At 38.8% G+C, this 16,451-nt stretch carries 10 protein-coding genes; all 10 read right to left on the bottom strand.

Going from position 1 to position 16,451, the window contains the following annotated elements; genetic code table 11:
- Window positions 1-223 precede the first annotated feature (223 nt).
- The 10 genes from ACUN24_RS07870 to ACUN24_RS07825 all read right to left on the bottom strand — a co-directional run bounded on the left by ACUN24_RS07870 (window position 224) and on the right by ACUN24_RS07825 (window position 16,442).
- Window positions 224-2,698 carry a glutaminase domain-containing protein gene (locus ACUN24_RS07870; RefSeq protein ID WP_445561994.1) on the bottom strand — a complete coding sequence of 825 codons (2,475 nt, stop codon included), beginning with the start codon at window positions 2,696-2,698 and terminating at the stop codon, window positions 224-226.
- 327 nt (window positions 2,699-3,025) lie between these two features.
- On the bottom strand, window positions 3,026-3,868 hold the full coding sequence (locus tag ACUN24_RS07865; RefSeq protein ID WP_445561993.1) for a PKD domain-containing protein: 843 nt from the start codon (window positions 3,866-3,868) through the stop codon (window positions 3,026-3,028).
- A 13-nt stretch (window positions 3,869-3,881) separates the two neighbouring features.
- On the bottom strand, window positions 3,882-5,327 hold the full coding sequence (locus ACUN24_RS07860) for a PA14 domain-containing protein (protein ID WP_445561992.1): 1,446 nt from the start codon (window positions 5,325-5,327) through the stop codon (window positions 3,882-3,884).
- A 31-nt stretch (window positions 5,328-5,358) separates the two neighbouring features.
- Window positions 5,359-7,056 carry a DUF4983 domain-containing protein gene (locus ACUN24_RS07855; protein WP_445561991.1) on the bottom strand — a complete coding sequence of 566 codons (1,698 nt, stop codon included), beginning with the start codon at window positions 7,054-7,056 and terminating at the stop codon, window positions 5,359-5,361.
- Between the two features lie 35 nt (window positions 7,057-7,091).
- Entirely contained in the window at window positions 7,092-8,714 is a 1,623-nt protein-coding gene (locus ACUN24_RS07850; protein WP_445561990.1) for a DUF5008 domain-containing protein, read from the bottom strand.
- Window positions 8,715-8,744: 30 nt separating this feature from the next.
- Window positions 8,745-9,485: a fasciclin domain-containing protein gene (locus ACUN24_RS07845; protein ID WP_445561989.1), complete on the bottom strand. Its 741-nt coding sequence runs from the start codon at window positions 9,483-9,485 to the stop codon at window positions 8,745-8,747.
- Between the two features lie 19 nt (window positions 9,486-9,504).
- Window positions 9,505-11,025, bottom strand: coding sequence for a RagB/SusD family nutrient uptake outer membrane protein (locus ACUN24_RS07840; protein WP_445561988.1), 1,521 nt, complete (start codon window positions 11,023-11,025; stop codon window positions 9,505-9,507).
- A gap of 11 nt (window positions 11,026-11,036) precedes the next feature.
- Entirely contained in the window at window positions 11,037-14,183 is a 3,147-nt protein-coding gene (locus tag ACUN24_RS07835) for a SusC/RagA family TonB-linked outer membrane protein (RefSeq protein ID WP_445561987.1), read from the bottom strand.
- 21 nt (window positions 14,184-14,204) lie between these two features.
- On the bottom strand, window positions 14,205-15,296 hold the full coding sequence (locus ACUN24_RS07830) for a DUF5007 domain-containing protein (protein WP_445561986.1): 1,092 nt from the start codon (window positions 15,294-15,296) through the stop codon (window positions 14,205-14,207).
- A gap of 36 nt (window positions 15,297-15,332) precedes the next feature.
- Window positions 15,333-16,442 (bottom strand): discoidin domain-containing protein, encoded by a 1,110-nt coding sequence (locus tag ACUN24_RS07825; RefSeq protein WP_445561985.1) that lies wholly within the window; start codon window positions 16,440-16,442, stop codon window positions 15,333-15,335.
- Window positions 16,443-16,451 lie beyond the last annotated feature (9 nt).

Here is a 16,451-nt window from a genome sequence, read left to right as displayed (position 1 = left end):
CTGAAGCGAAGCGAAATGGAGAAATCTTTTAATTTTATTAAACCAGTCTTTAGATTTCTCCACTGCGGTCGAAAGGACGATCTGTCGCATGCAATGAAGGTTAGTAGTTTAAATTGCATGATTCAAACACCCCGTCCTACGGACACCCTCTAAAGAGGGGAATAAAAAAGGTCCTGCAAATTAATGCAGAACCTTCGATTGTTAATTTAAAGGGTGTGAGATCTTATTTACTATTTAATTTATCGGCAAGCATTTTCATGTAAAAACCGCCAACTACACTCCGGGCTTTAAAGTTATCGCGGATGCCGGTGTTCGAATCATAAAAATCGTTCAAAGGCACTCTCGATTCGGTTTCGATAGCGTGTTTATAAACAGGATGCACCAAAGCTTCGAATTCTTTTTGGGTTGGGGCAAAGGTAGCTGTCCACAAAATCCAGTCGTTTTTAGTGTAAGCCTTTCTGCTATCCAACGGAATACCGTATCTGTTTTGCTTGGTTAGGTAATATTTGGTTTCAGTTTCGTAGATTTTTTGAGGGAACAGATTTAAGTTTAAAACCTTATCCCAAACCAGGTTATACTTCTGGCTCCAGGTATTTTTATTATCAAAAGTTAAGGCATAGTGATCGCCAGCATAGGCCATTTCTATCCATTTTGGCACCATACTTTCGGCTATTGCACGGTATTTTTTGGCTACATCATCATAACCAAGGGTTTGTGCCATTTGCGCATAACAGGCAATGCCTACAATTGCTTTTACCGATAAGTTGGCATTACGGGCCAGATGACCGGCAAAATCATCGGTACATAACTGCGTTTTCGGATCCAGGCCTTCTTTGGTTAAATAATCAATCCAGGTGGTTAAGGTTTTCCAATGTGCTTTGGCGTAGTTGGCATTCCCCTGCGCTTTGGCAATTGCTGCGGTTAAAATAATCATGTTGCCCGATTCTTCAACCGGCATTGGCTCGCCATAAGTTTGTCCGTTGGCCAGTGGATAGGTGCCCAGATCGTGAGCTGCCCAGGGATGAGGATATTTTCCGCTTTCGCTGAAATAGAAAATACCGTTCAACATGCCTTGTAATAATTCAGGATTGTAAATCAGGTATAATGGTGCAGAAGGGTAAGTTACATCGACGGTGTTGATGAAACCGCCACTGTTGTTTTCTTTAGATAACCATAAAATCTCACCTTGTGGGCTCTTTACTAAAGTATGCGCTGCAATGCTCTGGCGATAACCCAAAACACATAAATCGGCATATTCTTTACCGCCCGATTTTAAAGCATCGGCATATAAGGTCTTATTAAATGTTTCACATTTCTGGATTACGGCTTTATATTCGTTAGCCGCAGCGGTCAGTTGTGCTTCGATGGTTTCTTTACCCGAGGTATTCCACCATGGCCTTAAATTTTTATTAAAATATTGAACCGAATAAATTTCATCATAGCCTAATTCAACATATTTTTCTACCGCAGCTTTACCCACTGTTCCAAAGGGGATAACAGTATTTAATGCAAGCATTTTGCCTTGTTTAGCGGTTGAAGCAGAATTGCCTTTTCTAAAAGCATCGACAGCATCTTTTTCGGCCGTTACAAACTGAATGGCATTGCTTGTTTTTGGCGCAGCTACATAAAAATAACCCCAATCAATCCGCATATCATCACTTGCCTTTTGCAAAATTGGTTGTTCTACGGTACCCGTTTTTAATACCGATAATTTGGCCGTGCTGTATTTGCTCGCCGTTACTTCTTGCGTAGGACGGTAAACTGCGATGTTGGAAGAAGCACTCAGGTATACTTTTACTTGGTGCGTTTTACCGTCATTTGCTTTTACCTGATAGGAAACATAAGAAACCGGGCGTGCAAATAAACCCAAGTCGTTCATTAACAACGGCGAGGTAAAAGTTAATTTTAAATCGATCTTACCGCAGGTAAAGTTATAAATGGTTTGCGTGGCATTGATATCAACACTTTTTTGTTTAGCCAGCTGTACCTTTTCGGCATTGTCTTTTAGCTTTTCTACCAGACCAAAATCCAGGAAACGGCCACCGGCGGTATTAATCAGGTGGATGGCGATTACATTCGATCCGGCTTTTAGCGCACTTTTATCACTATTGCTTAAGGCAACATATTGGAAATTATTGGTCCAGCCTTCTTTCGTGTAGATTTTCTTTCCATTCAGGTAAACCTCAATATTATCATCATGGTTGATCTTTAAAAACAGTTCGTTTATTGATGCCGGGTTAGCAACGTTAAAGGTTCTCCTCACCCATATATCGTGCGATTTCCATAATGTTTTCACATTTTTGGCATCATCTCCTATCGGTGCGTTACCTGTTTGCCAATTGCTGGCGGTATAGTTTGCAGCTTTCCAATCGCCCTGAGGTTCAGTTTCTGTATATTTAACCTCATAGCCTTTTTCATCTGAAGTTGGTACAACTGTTTTGTAGGTAGTGGTTTCTTTACCTAAAAAGCGATAGATACTGCCATCAACGTTAATCATACCTAAAAGGGAATGATCGGCACCCGTCCAATGTTGAGTAGAAGACTCATTTAATTTATCCGTGGCAGACCAAATGCTGAAATAGGTATTGTGTGTAATTAGGGGATAAGCCGGGGCTTTCCGCTCCTGCGCCTTTAGCAAACTGCCTACAAACATGCAGCCTAGTATGCCTAAGAATTTTAAAGTGTTGGTTTTGTTCATAATTTGTGTGTGTATCGAAAATCTGATGTTATATTCTGGTTAGATGCAACGCTTAGTTAAACGTTTTACTAATGTATAAAATATAATTTACTTTTTTGCAAGAGATGCCGATTTTTAATTGTCCGAACGACATTTAAAATAGAGTCTAAAGAAGTCAAGTTTTAACGACCATAACGCCAGGAAACTTGACTTCTTTTATTTAAAAATAAATCTCAAAAAAATCAAATTTTATAACCTAGTCAGTTATTTCTAACTTGACTTCTCTAAATTAAAAATACATGAAGTTTTTAAGCCTCATGTATTCTTCAAATTGTGAGCGCTTATTACTTAGGGTTGTTTTTTATTGATGGTCCACTCGGCCAGTTGAAACACACGGCTTCCCCTGTTCGATTTAATGTAAAGCCGATAAAATTTATAGGCAACGTAGTTATCGAAGTGAAAAAGCTTAGTAACCCCTCTGCTATCCTTCTCATTTGTATTTAACCAAGGACATACTGTAACGGTATGCAGATCTGTATACTGAATACCATCTAACGAGCCCTGCAAAATCCAGAATCTGGGATCGCGGTCTGGTGCATCATTACCCGAGGTTAACGTATATGCACCCACTACCTGTGGTGTTTTAAGCTCAAAAGTACACCTTTGGGTACCATCGAAACCAGCCTGTAAAAATTTGGTATTTATATCCTGATCAACGAGTTTTTTGGAGCCCTCTCCGGAATCAGCACCAGCACCAGCCTCCAGGTTAACCGAGAATATACCGCCAATGGTTTTCATGTAATTTTCACCACAAATAGAATAATTTATAGTCGGATCAACCACACTAAGCATCACTTCTTTTGCTGCAGTATAACCCTGGCCATTTCTTGTAGTTAAGGTTACCTTGTATTTCCCAGGGAAACGGTAAGTATGCTTTGGGTTTACCTCAACAGAGGTGCTATCATCGCCAAACTGCCATAATAAGCTTTTATAATTTGTAGAGTTTCCGGTAAACTGATACTCTAAAAACTTCAGAGTATCTGGTTTAACAAAGTTAAAACCTGCAGTTGGTTTAGGTTCGTCCACCACAGGAACAATCTCTTCTGCATCTTTCTTACACTTTACTGTTGTAATTACAATAAGTATTAAAAGAGATAGAATACTGAATAATCTTTTTACGTTATTTTTCATATCTTATTAATATTTAAGGTGTTGGAAATAATTGAGATTTTGGAACAACACGTGCCCCATTAATACCCGCAGATGGAACTTCGTATTTTAATCTGGCCTGTTGTCCACCCACGTTTTCACGATGATGAACCTCTATTTTATATTTCACTCCTCTTTCAAGATGGATATTCGCATTCCTAGACGGCTTATCCCACTGTGTTGTATAATCATCTATAATTGCTTTACCATCAATAAATAATCTTGCTCCATCATCCCACTCTGTTTGATAAAATATATAATCGCCTCTAACCGGCGCTAAAAATTCTCCTGTCCATCTTGAAGCAAAATTATCATAGCTTAAAGACGGGCTAGAATCATTTTCTCTAACATTCTTGGGCCAATCGTCTCCACCAAAATTAATTGTCTCATCAACCCTGGTCAGAAATGGAGCGCGTCCGTCATTTGGATCCAACTGAGTGTTGGTATAATATTTTGCGGTTAAACCAGTACCGTTTCCGGTGATGTAAGAGTTATTATCCAAATTTACATTAGGATTTACAATCACTATTAATTTACTCTTGGTTGGGTGAATTACATGATTGCTGGCCTCGCTAATGCTGAAAGCGAATGCAAATTTTTTATTTGCAACAATGTTGGCATCGAAAACCGGCCATGGGATCTGAAGTCTGACGATCGTACCCGAAGCACCAGTAGCAAACCGAACCAAAGTATCAACGCTATAATCTTTAGCATCCAGGTGTATTGCATCTGCGGGCAAAGTTCCCCTGCCAACTAAAGTAGCAATGGTATCTATGTTTTCTTTGATTTTAATATTGAAAGCTGTTGAGGGTTGGTTTTCTAAACTTACAATAAGTGGAATCGTTACCCCGGCAGGACCTACAATGTAATCGCCCTGGTACACTACATTATAGGTACCACCGCCATTTAAAGTTAAATAATGTATGTCGGTAGGTTTTAACAAATCGGCAGTATTAATAATAACCATGATGGTAGATTTGCCGGCTGCAATCTTATTTCCTTTACCGGGAGCGGAAAGCTTTAGGGCGAAAACAACTTTTTTACCATAATTACGCTCCAATATTGACCGGCGAACAATAGCAACACCTTCGCTGTTATCGGTTCCATAAGCCACGTTGATCACATTGGGATATTCTACCCCTGCAGACGGCATTAGAATTGCATTTGTAATGGTTCCATTATTAATTAACTGCGTAACAGTATCATTATTTAAAGTTAAACCTACCTGAAAGGCCTCTTCTGCAACGCCCGTTAAAGAAATTTTAAAAGGAACTTTAATGTATTCGTTATCTATGGAAACGTTTCCGGCGACAATACCTTCTCCTGTTACACTCCTGGTATTGGGATCCGGCAATTTTAAATCGTCTATTTGTGATTTGCGACAAGAATAAACACCAATGATGGCTAAACTTATCAATGCGATATATATAATTTTTTTCATTTTATGATATTTTAAATGATCAGCAAATCTGTTATTGATCTAACCAAACCCGGCCATCAAGCCCCCATGTTTGTTTATTGGCAATCTTTAACCAGTTTATAATCTGTGCAGGGATATCTGATGTTTGAGGAACAAATATGGCTAGTGTTTCTGGTGCCGGAGGACAGATTAAATCGTTAAAACTCTCCCAGGCATAGGTTCCCTGAAATTTAAAATCATGCGCCTGAGAACTTATATCTGCCATGATATTACCATTACCATCTGTTGCTGGCCAATACCCTACCAGAAAATTAAAGTATGGATGGCTTTGATCGATTGAAGTTTGACAGGCATAGTTGCCGATCATTCCATCCGGAACAGAAAATTTAAAAAAGCGGATGTCACTTACATATACATCTGGTACTCCGTGTCCATTTCCGTTTAAAAATCCCAATTTTAAAGGATTAGAATTTGCCAGCGAACCTGAACCTGTAATTTCGAGCTCATTATTAAAGCTACCATTGGTATAGGTACGAACAAACCTTTGTCCATTACGCACCTCTATTTTTGCTGTTAAATTTGTCCATTTCCCCTTGGCAAAACTTCCCCCCCTACATTGATGGTAATCTCCATCTTTAGTACCCCGCCACTCAAAATACCAATAGTCTTCTTCTAAATAAATAACCCAGCCTACACTTGGGTGGCCGCTAGACCACTCATTACGTTTACCTAAAACACTTGGCCAGAAAAATTTGTCTTCGTTCTTTTTAACCTTAAGTTCTATGGTCACTTTTGTAGTGTCACCTATATTGTAAACCTCTGCGTCAGCAGCATCAACCTGTGCCCTTACATCTTCCCCTTTAAAACGGATTGTTTTGCCTAAATACCTGTTACCAGTAAATGGCTTTGTTAAAATTCGTTTGTTGTAGGTTGGCGCATAATAAATTACAAATGAATTTACTTTTGGCTGGCTAAAAATGGTTTGGTCATCGGCATTTGAAGGCAAAGTATATTGCCCACCTGCACTTGATGCAATAACCACCAGCCATTGCTCGTTGTTATAATCAGGACGCTTTTTTAGTGCAGCGAGGATTTCACCTACAGAAGTATCGAATTTTTCGATAGCTGCTTTATAGGCCGGAAAAGAAACATCATATCCGGATGCGGCACCTGCTGCATTAACCCCTGTAAAATGGCCTACAACAACCGTTGCAGTATCACTAGTTAAATTGCTGATCAATCCGGCTTTAACGGCATCATCATCTGCCAACAGGCTACTCACATCGGCTCCTGTATTTAACGATTTAAAAACCGCTGATGAGGTATAGGTAACAATTTTCGATTTTGCACTTGCCTCTTTAATCCTGTTGAAGATAATTGGGTAATTTTGCAGGTTGTTATTCGTTAATGCATCAGTAGTAACTTTATGTTTATCTTTTTTAACACCGGTTAACATGTCTGCCCAATTGGTTGCATTTCCAATTGCCTCAGCATCACTTAAACCTACCCATGTGTAGATCGCGTGCGGCAAAATCGCATCGATATTTGGCGTATTGGCGTCTAAAACCGATTGCCCCCTTGCTCCATCAACAACTAAATAAAGTACCTTACGGTTTCCGTATTTAACAGTTGTTGTGTCGCTGGCATTCTTATCTCCAATTGTTCTTTCGAATTCTTTATTGCAAGAAAATATGGCTGTGGTGGTTATTGTTGCGATTAAGCCAATCAATAATCTATATTTTTTCATCATACTCATCTTAATTTATATCTGGTTAGCTTAATCTATTATTCGATGGTTACTCTAATGATGTGATATAATGGTAAATTATCAAAACGATAAAATTCACCAATTAACAATAATGCTTTTTTACCATCTGCAGATTTGGTTTCGATCACATCAGATAAGCCACCAGTAAAAGGACCGGTAGAATTGTATCCCTTAGCCAATGTTCCCGTTGGGGTTAATACCATAAAACCATTTCTGGTAATGTTATTGTATTTAATAAAGTTCCCGCTCGTTACAATTAATCCGTTATTAAGCTGCTTGGCGAAACCAGGAAAACCACCTTCAAATGATTTGGAAGCAAATGTCTCATCTAAAGTTCCATTATCATTTAAAACCGCTATACCAAATGCTGGTTTACCATTGTATTGGCTAAAGATTCCAGTGATTACATATTTTTTTGTAGTTGTATTATAAGTACATGAACTTATGGTATTATCTGCCCCTGAGCCGGGAGTAAAAGAAGGATCGATGTTTCCGTCAGGGTTTAAACGAACGATACGATTGGCCGGTTGACCATCAAACGTATTAAAGCTACCAAATACCACCAGTTTTTCCAATTTCTCTGCATCAGTATGCATATAACTATCGATATTTCCATTTCCACTTTCCTTCCCTTTATTGGTCGTAGTGTTAAAACGAAATGTTTTATCAAGGCTTCCATCTAAATTAAAGCGCAAAACCTGGCGAATATCTGTACTGTCCAATATTACCGTATCCCTTGATAAATCGTAGTTAAACTTATCGTAAGTTCTTTTTACGTAAAATCTAAAATTACCTGTTGCTAAAATTTTTCCCTGATGGGCATATAAACGGTTGATATAACCATTTGTACCACCGTTAAACCTTGGAAACCATTTCTGCGTAACAGTATCGGTAACCGTTGGCTTTCTTTTCGTTTGGATTTTTACCGTATCTATTGCTCCAGTGGTAAACAAGCTGGTAATGTTGCTGATGTTTTCGGTACGCTGGTTAAATCCGCTAAAACTACCCGCAATAATAAAGCGACCGCCAATTTCCAAAACCCTAAATAATGAACCATTCGCCCCTCTTCCTGTACGGAAAGTACGATCGTATTCTCCGTCAATGGATGTTCTGGCAATTCGATTGATTGGAACCACTCCACCTTTGTTATCATAGTTGGTAAAGTTACCTACCACGATAGCTCTTCCATCAAGCATTTCGTACACCTGACTTACGTAACCGTTGGTACCTGCTATAGCTTTAAAAGTAGGATCGATCTGAATAAGTCCCTTTACGGTAAAAGTTGGGCCAATAAATAACTGATCGCCAATGGCGATGGATGTTACGCCCGTACTCCCGCTTTCCGGAACTTTAACTGTAATTTCTGTGGCAGTTACACTAACTACCTCAGCTTTTTCGCCGTTAAACATAAAGCTTAATTGATCTTTATATTTATCAAAACCCGAAGCTTTGATGGTTACATTTGTACCCACCAGGCCAACAGCAGGAACAGGGACATCAGTTTGCGAAATGGCCACCCCTAAAGGCGATTTAGCATCAGCATAAGGGTCAGGGATAACATCATCTGCCTTTTTACATCCCTGAAAGCTTAAAGCAATCAAAGTGATTATTGTGAATATAAATTTAATTTTTTTCATCATTTAATTTCTTGAGGTAAAACCAGTTATGAATTATTTTGAGGAATCAGAGGGCGCTAAACCGCTAAAATATACATCACTAAAAAAATCACTCTCGTTAAAGCCAAAATAAGCGCCACCTCTTATGTCATTGTAGGCCAAAGTGTGTACGACACCATTGGTTGGTTTGATATCAGATGATGCTACCTTATTGATATACCAATTATCATTAGGTTTTGAAGCATCAGGGATATAAGTTAAGTTTAGTTGGCGGTACCCGATGTATTTAATATTGTTTGCGGTAGCATAGGTTACGCCAATGTTTGAGATATTACCACCAAGAGAATAATACAAACCGCCCGGATAAACACTCTTAACATCGAAATCGATTTGCTGATAGTCCTTTAACCTATTCACACCCTTAAACATGTAGCGTTGCAGATATCTCCTCCAGATTACCGGACTAATCTGATCCAGCGTTTTAACGGTATCTTTTCCTGAATAAAAAAGAAAATTATTTAATCCATCAGTTCTGATTGTTCCAATTGTTTTTTTAATTACCTCATCATCGGGCGCAAAAAAAGTAAAGTCTTCATTAGAAAAGGTATTTTCCATACCCGCCAGCTTTACAATTTGGGCTATGGTATCAAAAGGTACTTTTTTAGCCTGTAAATATTGAAGCATATTGCCTTCAAAGTTAGGGTTAGCCAAGCCTCCATCACGGTAGTATTCATCACGTTTACAAGCATTTAATATCAGTAGTACAGCAGCACAAGCAAAAATTAGCTTTTTCATATATCTTTTATTATAAAAATTAATTACCACCATTAACCCAGTAATCATTCAATTTCATAAATGGGTTGTTGTTTAGTGCACCTGAGTTAATTGGCCAGGTCCAGGCACCACGACTAAATTTATCGGATGTAAGCACGTTGTAGGAGTATTGGCTATTTAAAATTCTCTTCGTCCTAACCAAATCGAAGTAATGGTGCCCCTCGCCGATCAGTTCCCTTGAACGTTCGTAAAAAATAAATTCTTTAAGATCTCCATTTGAAGACGTATATGGAGATGCACCGGCACGGTTCCTTACCATATTTACCAGTTTTATGGCTTCAGCATCTTCATCTATATTTGCAAGCGCTTCTGCCGCCAACAGGAGTTCTCCACCGTACCTAAAAATCATAAAGGTATTATCCGGATTGGCATCTTCCTCACCAACAATGAAAGAGTTCTTGGCATATTTTAATAACATGAACTTACCATTGTCTGCAAAAATATCTTCGTTAAACCAGGTGGTGATCCTTTTGTCGCCCCCATCCTGAAAGAGTTTTTGCATGTATTCGCCCCTGTAATAAGCAAAACTTACACGGTGGGTATATTCGGGTCTTTTGTATGGGTAATGCAAAAACATATCGGCAATTGGCGCAATATTCAGTACCGCATCTCCATAATTGATACTTTGATAAAATTCGAACAAACTTTCATCCGAACGGCCCTTGATCACTGTGGACCAGTCTGAAATCGGCAATAAACGATAGGCATTACTTGCAACCAATTCTTTCCCCAGATCTGCAGTAGCCTGATAATATTTCCTTGCGTTAGCGCCGTCAAAACCTGCGTTCCACATATTCATCTCCATCATTAAGGCAATGATACTGCCTCTACTCGCCCGAACGCCTTTTAAAGCAGGATCGCTATAGGTAAATGGAATTTGATTTTTATAACCATTTAAATCGGCAATACATTTATTTAATACGGATACAAAATTTTCGCGGGGTAAGGATGTAGAATGAAATGCATCGGTATAATACACTACATCGCCAAATAACCGCACCATGGTAAAGTAACAAAGCGAGCGAATAAATGCGGCTTCAGCCTTAAACTGACCTTTTTCTGTTTCAGAAACACCTGGAACACCTTCATCTAATTTCGCGATCAGGATATTGGCGCCTTGAATTGCCCTGTAATAACCGGTCCAATCTGTTATTCTGTCAAAATTATAATAGTCCCAGGGCTGCCCTCTTCTGATCAGGTTTAATAAATCATTTCGACCTAAGAACTCCACATATTCGCGTGAGGCGGCATTGTCAGACTGGCTTTCGTGTAATACCTCACCTGATCTGTATTCTCCAACCGCACCAACATAATGTGTTTCGTTTATTTTGCTAAAAACAATCCTCGACAAATCATAAATATTGGCCACAACGTCTTCTTTAGCCTGGAAAAAGTTGTTCCCTGTTAGTTTATCTAAAGGCTGTACGTTTAAAAACTTTTTACATGAAGGCAAGCAAAAAGATGCTGCAATAACCAAAGTGTAAATAATAACTTTTTTCATAATCAATATTTTTAGTTGCCTGTATTAAGTTCTAAGTTTAAACCAATGTTATAGGTACGTGGCACAGGATAACCGTTAGAAATATCGCGACCTAATGCGGTTACGTTTTCTGGATTAGGGCCACTATACTTAGAAAATGTAATCAAGTTATTGGTAGAACCAAATATCCTTAAATTAGCCAGTCCGAATCTGCTTATCAACTTCTTATCGAACATATAAGAAAGCGTTAAATTGTTAATTTTCAGATAAGTACCACTCTCCTGCCACAAGGTTTGATCGGCTCTTAATGGTTGGATATTTCCATAACGGCTAAAATCATAAGGGTATGGATATTTGGCCACATCACCAGGTCTCTGCCAGATATTTAAATCGCCTAATGGGACTACGGCATTTAGTGCGTACGGATCTCTCATGATGGCAATACGATCTGCAAGGGCATTATTTAAGATTGTTCTATCGGCTGTATAACTGGCGTACATATTCAGGCCCCATTTTTTATACCTCATGGTGAACGATAAACCACCTGTTATCAATGGTTGTGAGTTTCCGGTAATTTCGTAATCCCTACCATCCAGAATATAATCGCCATTTACATCTTTTAAGATCGGGTCTCCCCCGTAAAAGAAGGTATTGTTTGTTTGGTATCTTTTTCCGGTAACCGGATCTACAGGTACATCCGCATCTGTTTTGTAAACCCCCTGGTTAATTCTTAAATAGTTTGACAGGGTATTTCTGCCTACGCGGAAAACATTATGCTGCAGATAACCAGAACCATCAAAGCGGATATATTGCCCGTTATACTCTTCGGGTAATTTTAAGAGCACATCGCGGTTATATGCACCGTTTATCGAAAAAGATAAATCAAAATCCTTGCTGGTAATGGCTTTTACATTTAAGCTAATCTCGGTACCATAGTTGGCGATACCCAAATCGTTACTCGATAATTTATTAAAACCTGTAGTATTTGATAAAATACGATCGAACAGTAAATTATCTACCTTTTTAAAATAACTATCTACAACGATTGAGAATCTGTTTAGAAAACCAATGTCAAAACCAAGGTTATACTGACTTGTAGTGGTTGGCTTTAAAGCCGGATTTGGAATTAAATCGTAATTAATCCCAATGGTTTGCGTATTGTTGTAATTCCCATTCAGGTTATAAATACCATAAATACTTTGAAGATTACCTGTTGGCACAATATTTTGGCCCCACGTTAACCTTAAACTACCATAGTCTAACCATTTTTGATCGGTTAACCAGTTTTCTTTGTTGAAATTCCATCTTAAACCTACTGAAGAGTTTTTAGAATATGGATTTTCCAAACCACTTGATGAGGTACCATCTAAACGGTAAGAGAACTCGGCTACGTATTTTTTGTCATAATCGTAAGATAGCGATCCTGCGAAAGAGGCAATTGTAGCATTTTTATAGCTACTTAAAACCCCGCCACCTCTTGAGTAATAACCATCGAAGCCAACTGGTCCCTGAAGCTGGTCGTTTGGAATTCTTTCCTGCCGACTAATTGATGATTGGGAACCCTGTTTATAAATTTCGTTAAACGTATTGATAAAGAAATTATGCTTCTCGCCTAATGTTTTAGCGTAGGTGATTGCATTTCTATTGTATAACTGGAAATTTCTGCCATTATAATCATAAAGCTTGGCAAATGATCCATTGGCCGCAGCTGGTGTAAATGTAGTTTCAGTATCTGAGGTGTAATCATAACTTAAGGTAGAAGATGCTGCGAAACCCGGTATAAATTCGTAACGTGCATCTATATTTGCCCTTAAATTTCTGGAATTATTATCGTTTAGCGTTTGCAAAGCAGATAATACCCCACCAGATGCCTGATAAAAAGACGGAGGTGGCAAAAGTGTTGATGCCTGACCGTTAGCAGCTACGCCCGATTGAAGTAAGCCTGCACCGTTACCTTTATTCTGCTTACCTACCGAACCATTAACGAAACCGAAAAACCTGAATTTATCATTCGGCTTAAACTCCATGTTCATGTTTAAATTGTAACGGTTATAACCCGTGTTTTTAATTACACCCTTTTCGGCATAATAGCCCATATTGGCTTTGTAATTAAATTTTTGGTCACCACCATCTAAAGCCAGGTTATGACTTTGGTTAAAGGTAGTTTGGTAAAATACATCCTGCCAATCGGTAGAGTTATTATAATATGCATTTAAACTATCGGCAAGAAAAGGTGTATTGCTAATTCCCCTGATCTGATTAATGGTCTCTGCGTTTAAAATAATTTGCTGGATTTTTAATTGGCGTTCTGAATTACCGCCCAATGTTTCGCGTAATTTAGGCGGAGCATTAACGAAAAAGTTCGATACATATTTAATACGCGGCACTTTAGAATTACCTCTTTTTGTGGTGATGATGATTACCCCATAAGCACCTCTTGAACCATACATGGAAGTGGCCTGAGCATCTTTCAGGATTTGGATATTTTCGATATCCTCCTGAGGGATTAGCGAAAGTGGGCTCACCCCGGGACCTTGCGTTTGAAAACCAAACTCTGCTGCCTTATCTGCATCTAAAGGCACGCCATCAATAATATATAATGGCGATGTAGGTTGTAAAAATGAATCGTTACCACTACCCGAAATACTTAAACTTGATAAACCACGAAGCTGTACCGATCCCCTAAAACCAGGCGCGCCTGTATTGTTCTGGATATTTAACCCCGGTACTTTACCCTGTAAAAGGGTTTCAATGTTTGATACCGGGATATCGGATACATCCTTACCGCTAAGCACCGTTACCGATCCGGCCGTTGTTTCTTTTGGTCTGTTTTGGTAGGCTACAATAATAACATCATTCAGATCTTTACGATCCTCGCTGATGGTTACTGTGATATTGGTTTGATTGGTAATTTTAACTGATGAGTTATTATACCCTAAAAATTTAAATAAAAGTGTTCCTCCAACAGGTACGTTAACCGAAAACTTTCCATCGCCATTGGTTTGCGTTAAGCCTTTATTTGTGCTTTGCAAAACAACAGATACCCCTGGCACCCCTTGTTTGGTCTCTCTATCCAGAACCCTGCCATTTACAATAATATTTTTTTCTTGCGAATAGGCATTCGTGCAGCATATTATACATACAATAAGTAATGTATATAAAAGTATATTTCTTTTCATAATATTAGCTTTATTGATCAACTATTCGTTAGCAAATTTTGGGTTCTCATTTTTGAAATAAAAGACGATTTCCCAGTCGCCAGCCTTATAAATAGCGAAATCGACACCGAAATTGGCCACTGTACGTGTACCCCCAAAACCAATCCGGGAGTAACTCAGCTCTGCTTTTGCCCTCGATCCGCCTCTAGCGTAAGATGTAGGGATTTCTACCAATGGAATTGGATAGGCAACATCATACTGGACATATTGATCGGTTTTTTGGATATTGAAACCATGGATCATTTTATCCCAGACCGTTTCATTGAAAAACTTTGGATCGATCGGTAAAGAATCTTTACCCAAAACCACAATGCGTAACGAATGGCCGTTACCTCCTGATGTTAGTGGGCGGATGTAAACAATTGCATCCTTTTTTTCATCGTTACTTTCTAATTTTAACTCAGAAGTAGCGCCGATCACATTATTTAAATAAGGGCGGATGTAATCTCTCAATTTTTTATCAAAAGGATGTTTTGGATCAGGAGCAGGCAAACCAGTGTAGGCGTTAAAATCGTTCGATGGTTCATATGGACGCTCTCTGAAAGGTCTGATCTGAAAATCTTTAATCAGGCGCTCGCCACCGGTATTTCTAACCTTTACATCAAAAAAGCGTGTATCCTGCGAAAAGTTGGTACTATCCGTCGGACGTGGTTTCAATATCTGGTTGGTTGCTGATGGCCATAAGATGAATTCACCTGATGAACGTATTTCGAATATCGGATGTGTTTCGATTTTTCTTTTTGCCTCAATTTCAGCCAGGCTTTTTTCCAAACCAGTATAAGGGGCTGTCCATACGTAAGTTGGCGCCGTTGTAAAAAGATCGCTCACCGGCTTTCCATCCCCAAACCTAACGTTTACAATTTCGAACGTAATGGGGTTGGTTGAGTTATCGCTGTTAAAGCCGCCGATAAGATTAGTTCTTCCGATTATCGGCTCCAGAATTTTATTGCTAAAATTCACATTATTACTGATATAATCTTTCTCATCGGGTAAATCGAAAATCTTTTTACAGCTACTGCAAACGGTTAGAGCAAGTAAAAGGAGCGCAAAATATTTATATATGATCGATTTCATCGGGCTATTTATTTTAATGTTTCTATTTCGCATCACTTATTTCGTTTTGTTTATGGTAAACTCAGCCAACTGGAATGTGCCACTGTTTCTGAGTTCGGTAATCACAATGCGGTAAAATTTGTAGGCAACCGTATTGGTACACCTAAATACTTTTTGCTGATATCTTTCTTCAAAGAAGAAGTTAGACCTTCTATCCAATTCTACCCAGTTTGAACCATCCATCGAGCCTTCATAAGTCCATGCTTTTGGATCTCTTTCGTTAGCATCATTTGCAGACGTTAAGGTGTATACGGATGAAACCGCAGGTGTTTTAAGTTCAAACCTCATCCATAGTTCGCCTTGTAAGTCGGCCAGGAATTTAGTATGATCATCACCATCGATTACTTTTCTCGAATTTTCTCCACTGGTTATACCTCCACCATTTTCGCGGTTTGATGAAAATATACCACCAATTTCCAGGTAAAGGTTTGGTGGTGGTGGTACAAAAGTTAATCGGGTAACGAATTCATTAAAGCCGAATACGTGATCGGCACTGATCACGTGTACGACCCCATTTTTGGTTCTAATGTTGTTTGATGAGGTTGTACTGGTTGCCCAGTTGCGAACGAATTTGCTTTTTTTGGTATTATCAAAATTAATAACCTCTGGTCCGGCACCAACCTGACCAGAAGCCGATATTTTGGTTACACTCGCATGCATTGGATAACCAATATGTACACTTTTCAAGTCTAAACCATCCTGAAGTTTTAATGAATCGGTTGTTTTCTTACCTCTGATAATGTAATACGAGGTCATTGTATCTAACTGAACGGCATCAATATTGGCCAAAAAAAGCGGATCTTTGTCAGACAGTTTCCTTAATGTATTTAAGTTCCGTAAAGCCAATTGGAAGCTTGGATTGCTTACTGCAAATAGCGTAACATTACTATCGGTTAATGTTTTTTTCAAACCCATCCTGTCAATTGCTACAATAAGCGAATCGAAAACACCTGGTTTGCTTTTCAAATAATCGTAAGTATTGCCGGCAAAGGTTACATTCTGATCTGGTGCATCGTAAAACCCTCCATTCTTCTTGCAGGCAGAATTAATTAACGTTAGCAACGATAAGATTGCCAGCGCACCTATATATTTTATTGAATTTTTCATATCCGTTAT

It is taken from the genome of Pedobacter sp. WC2501 (genome assembly GCF_052682415.1).
This window is presented reverse-complemented; position numbering and strand designations above follow the sequence as displayed.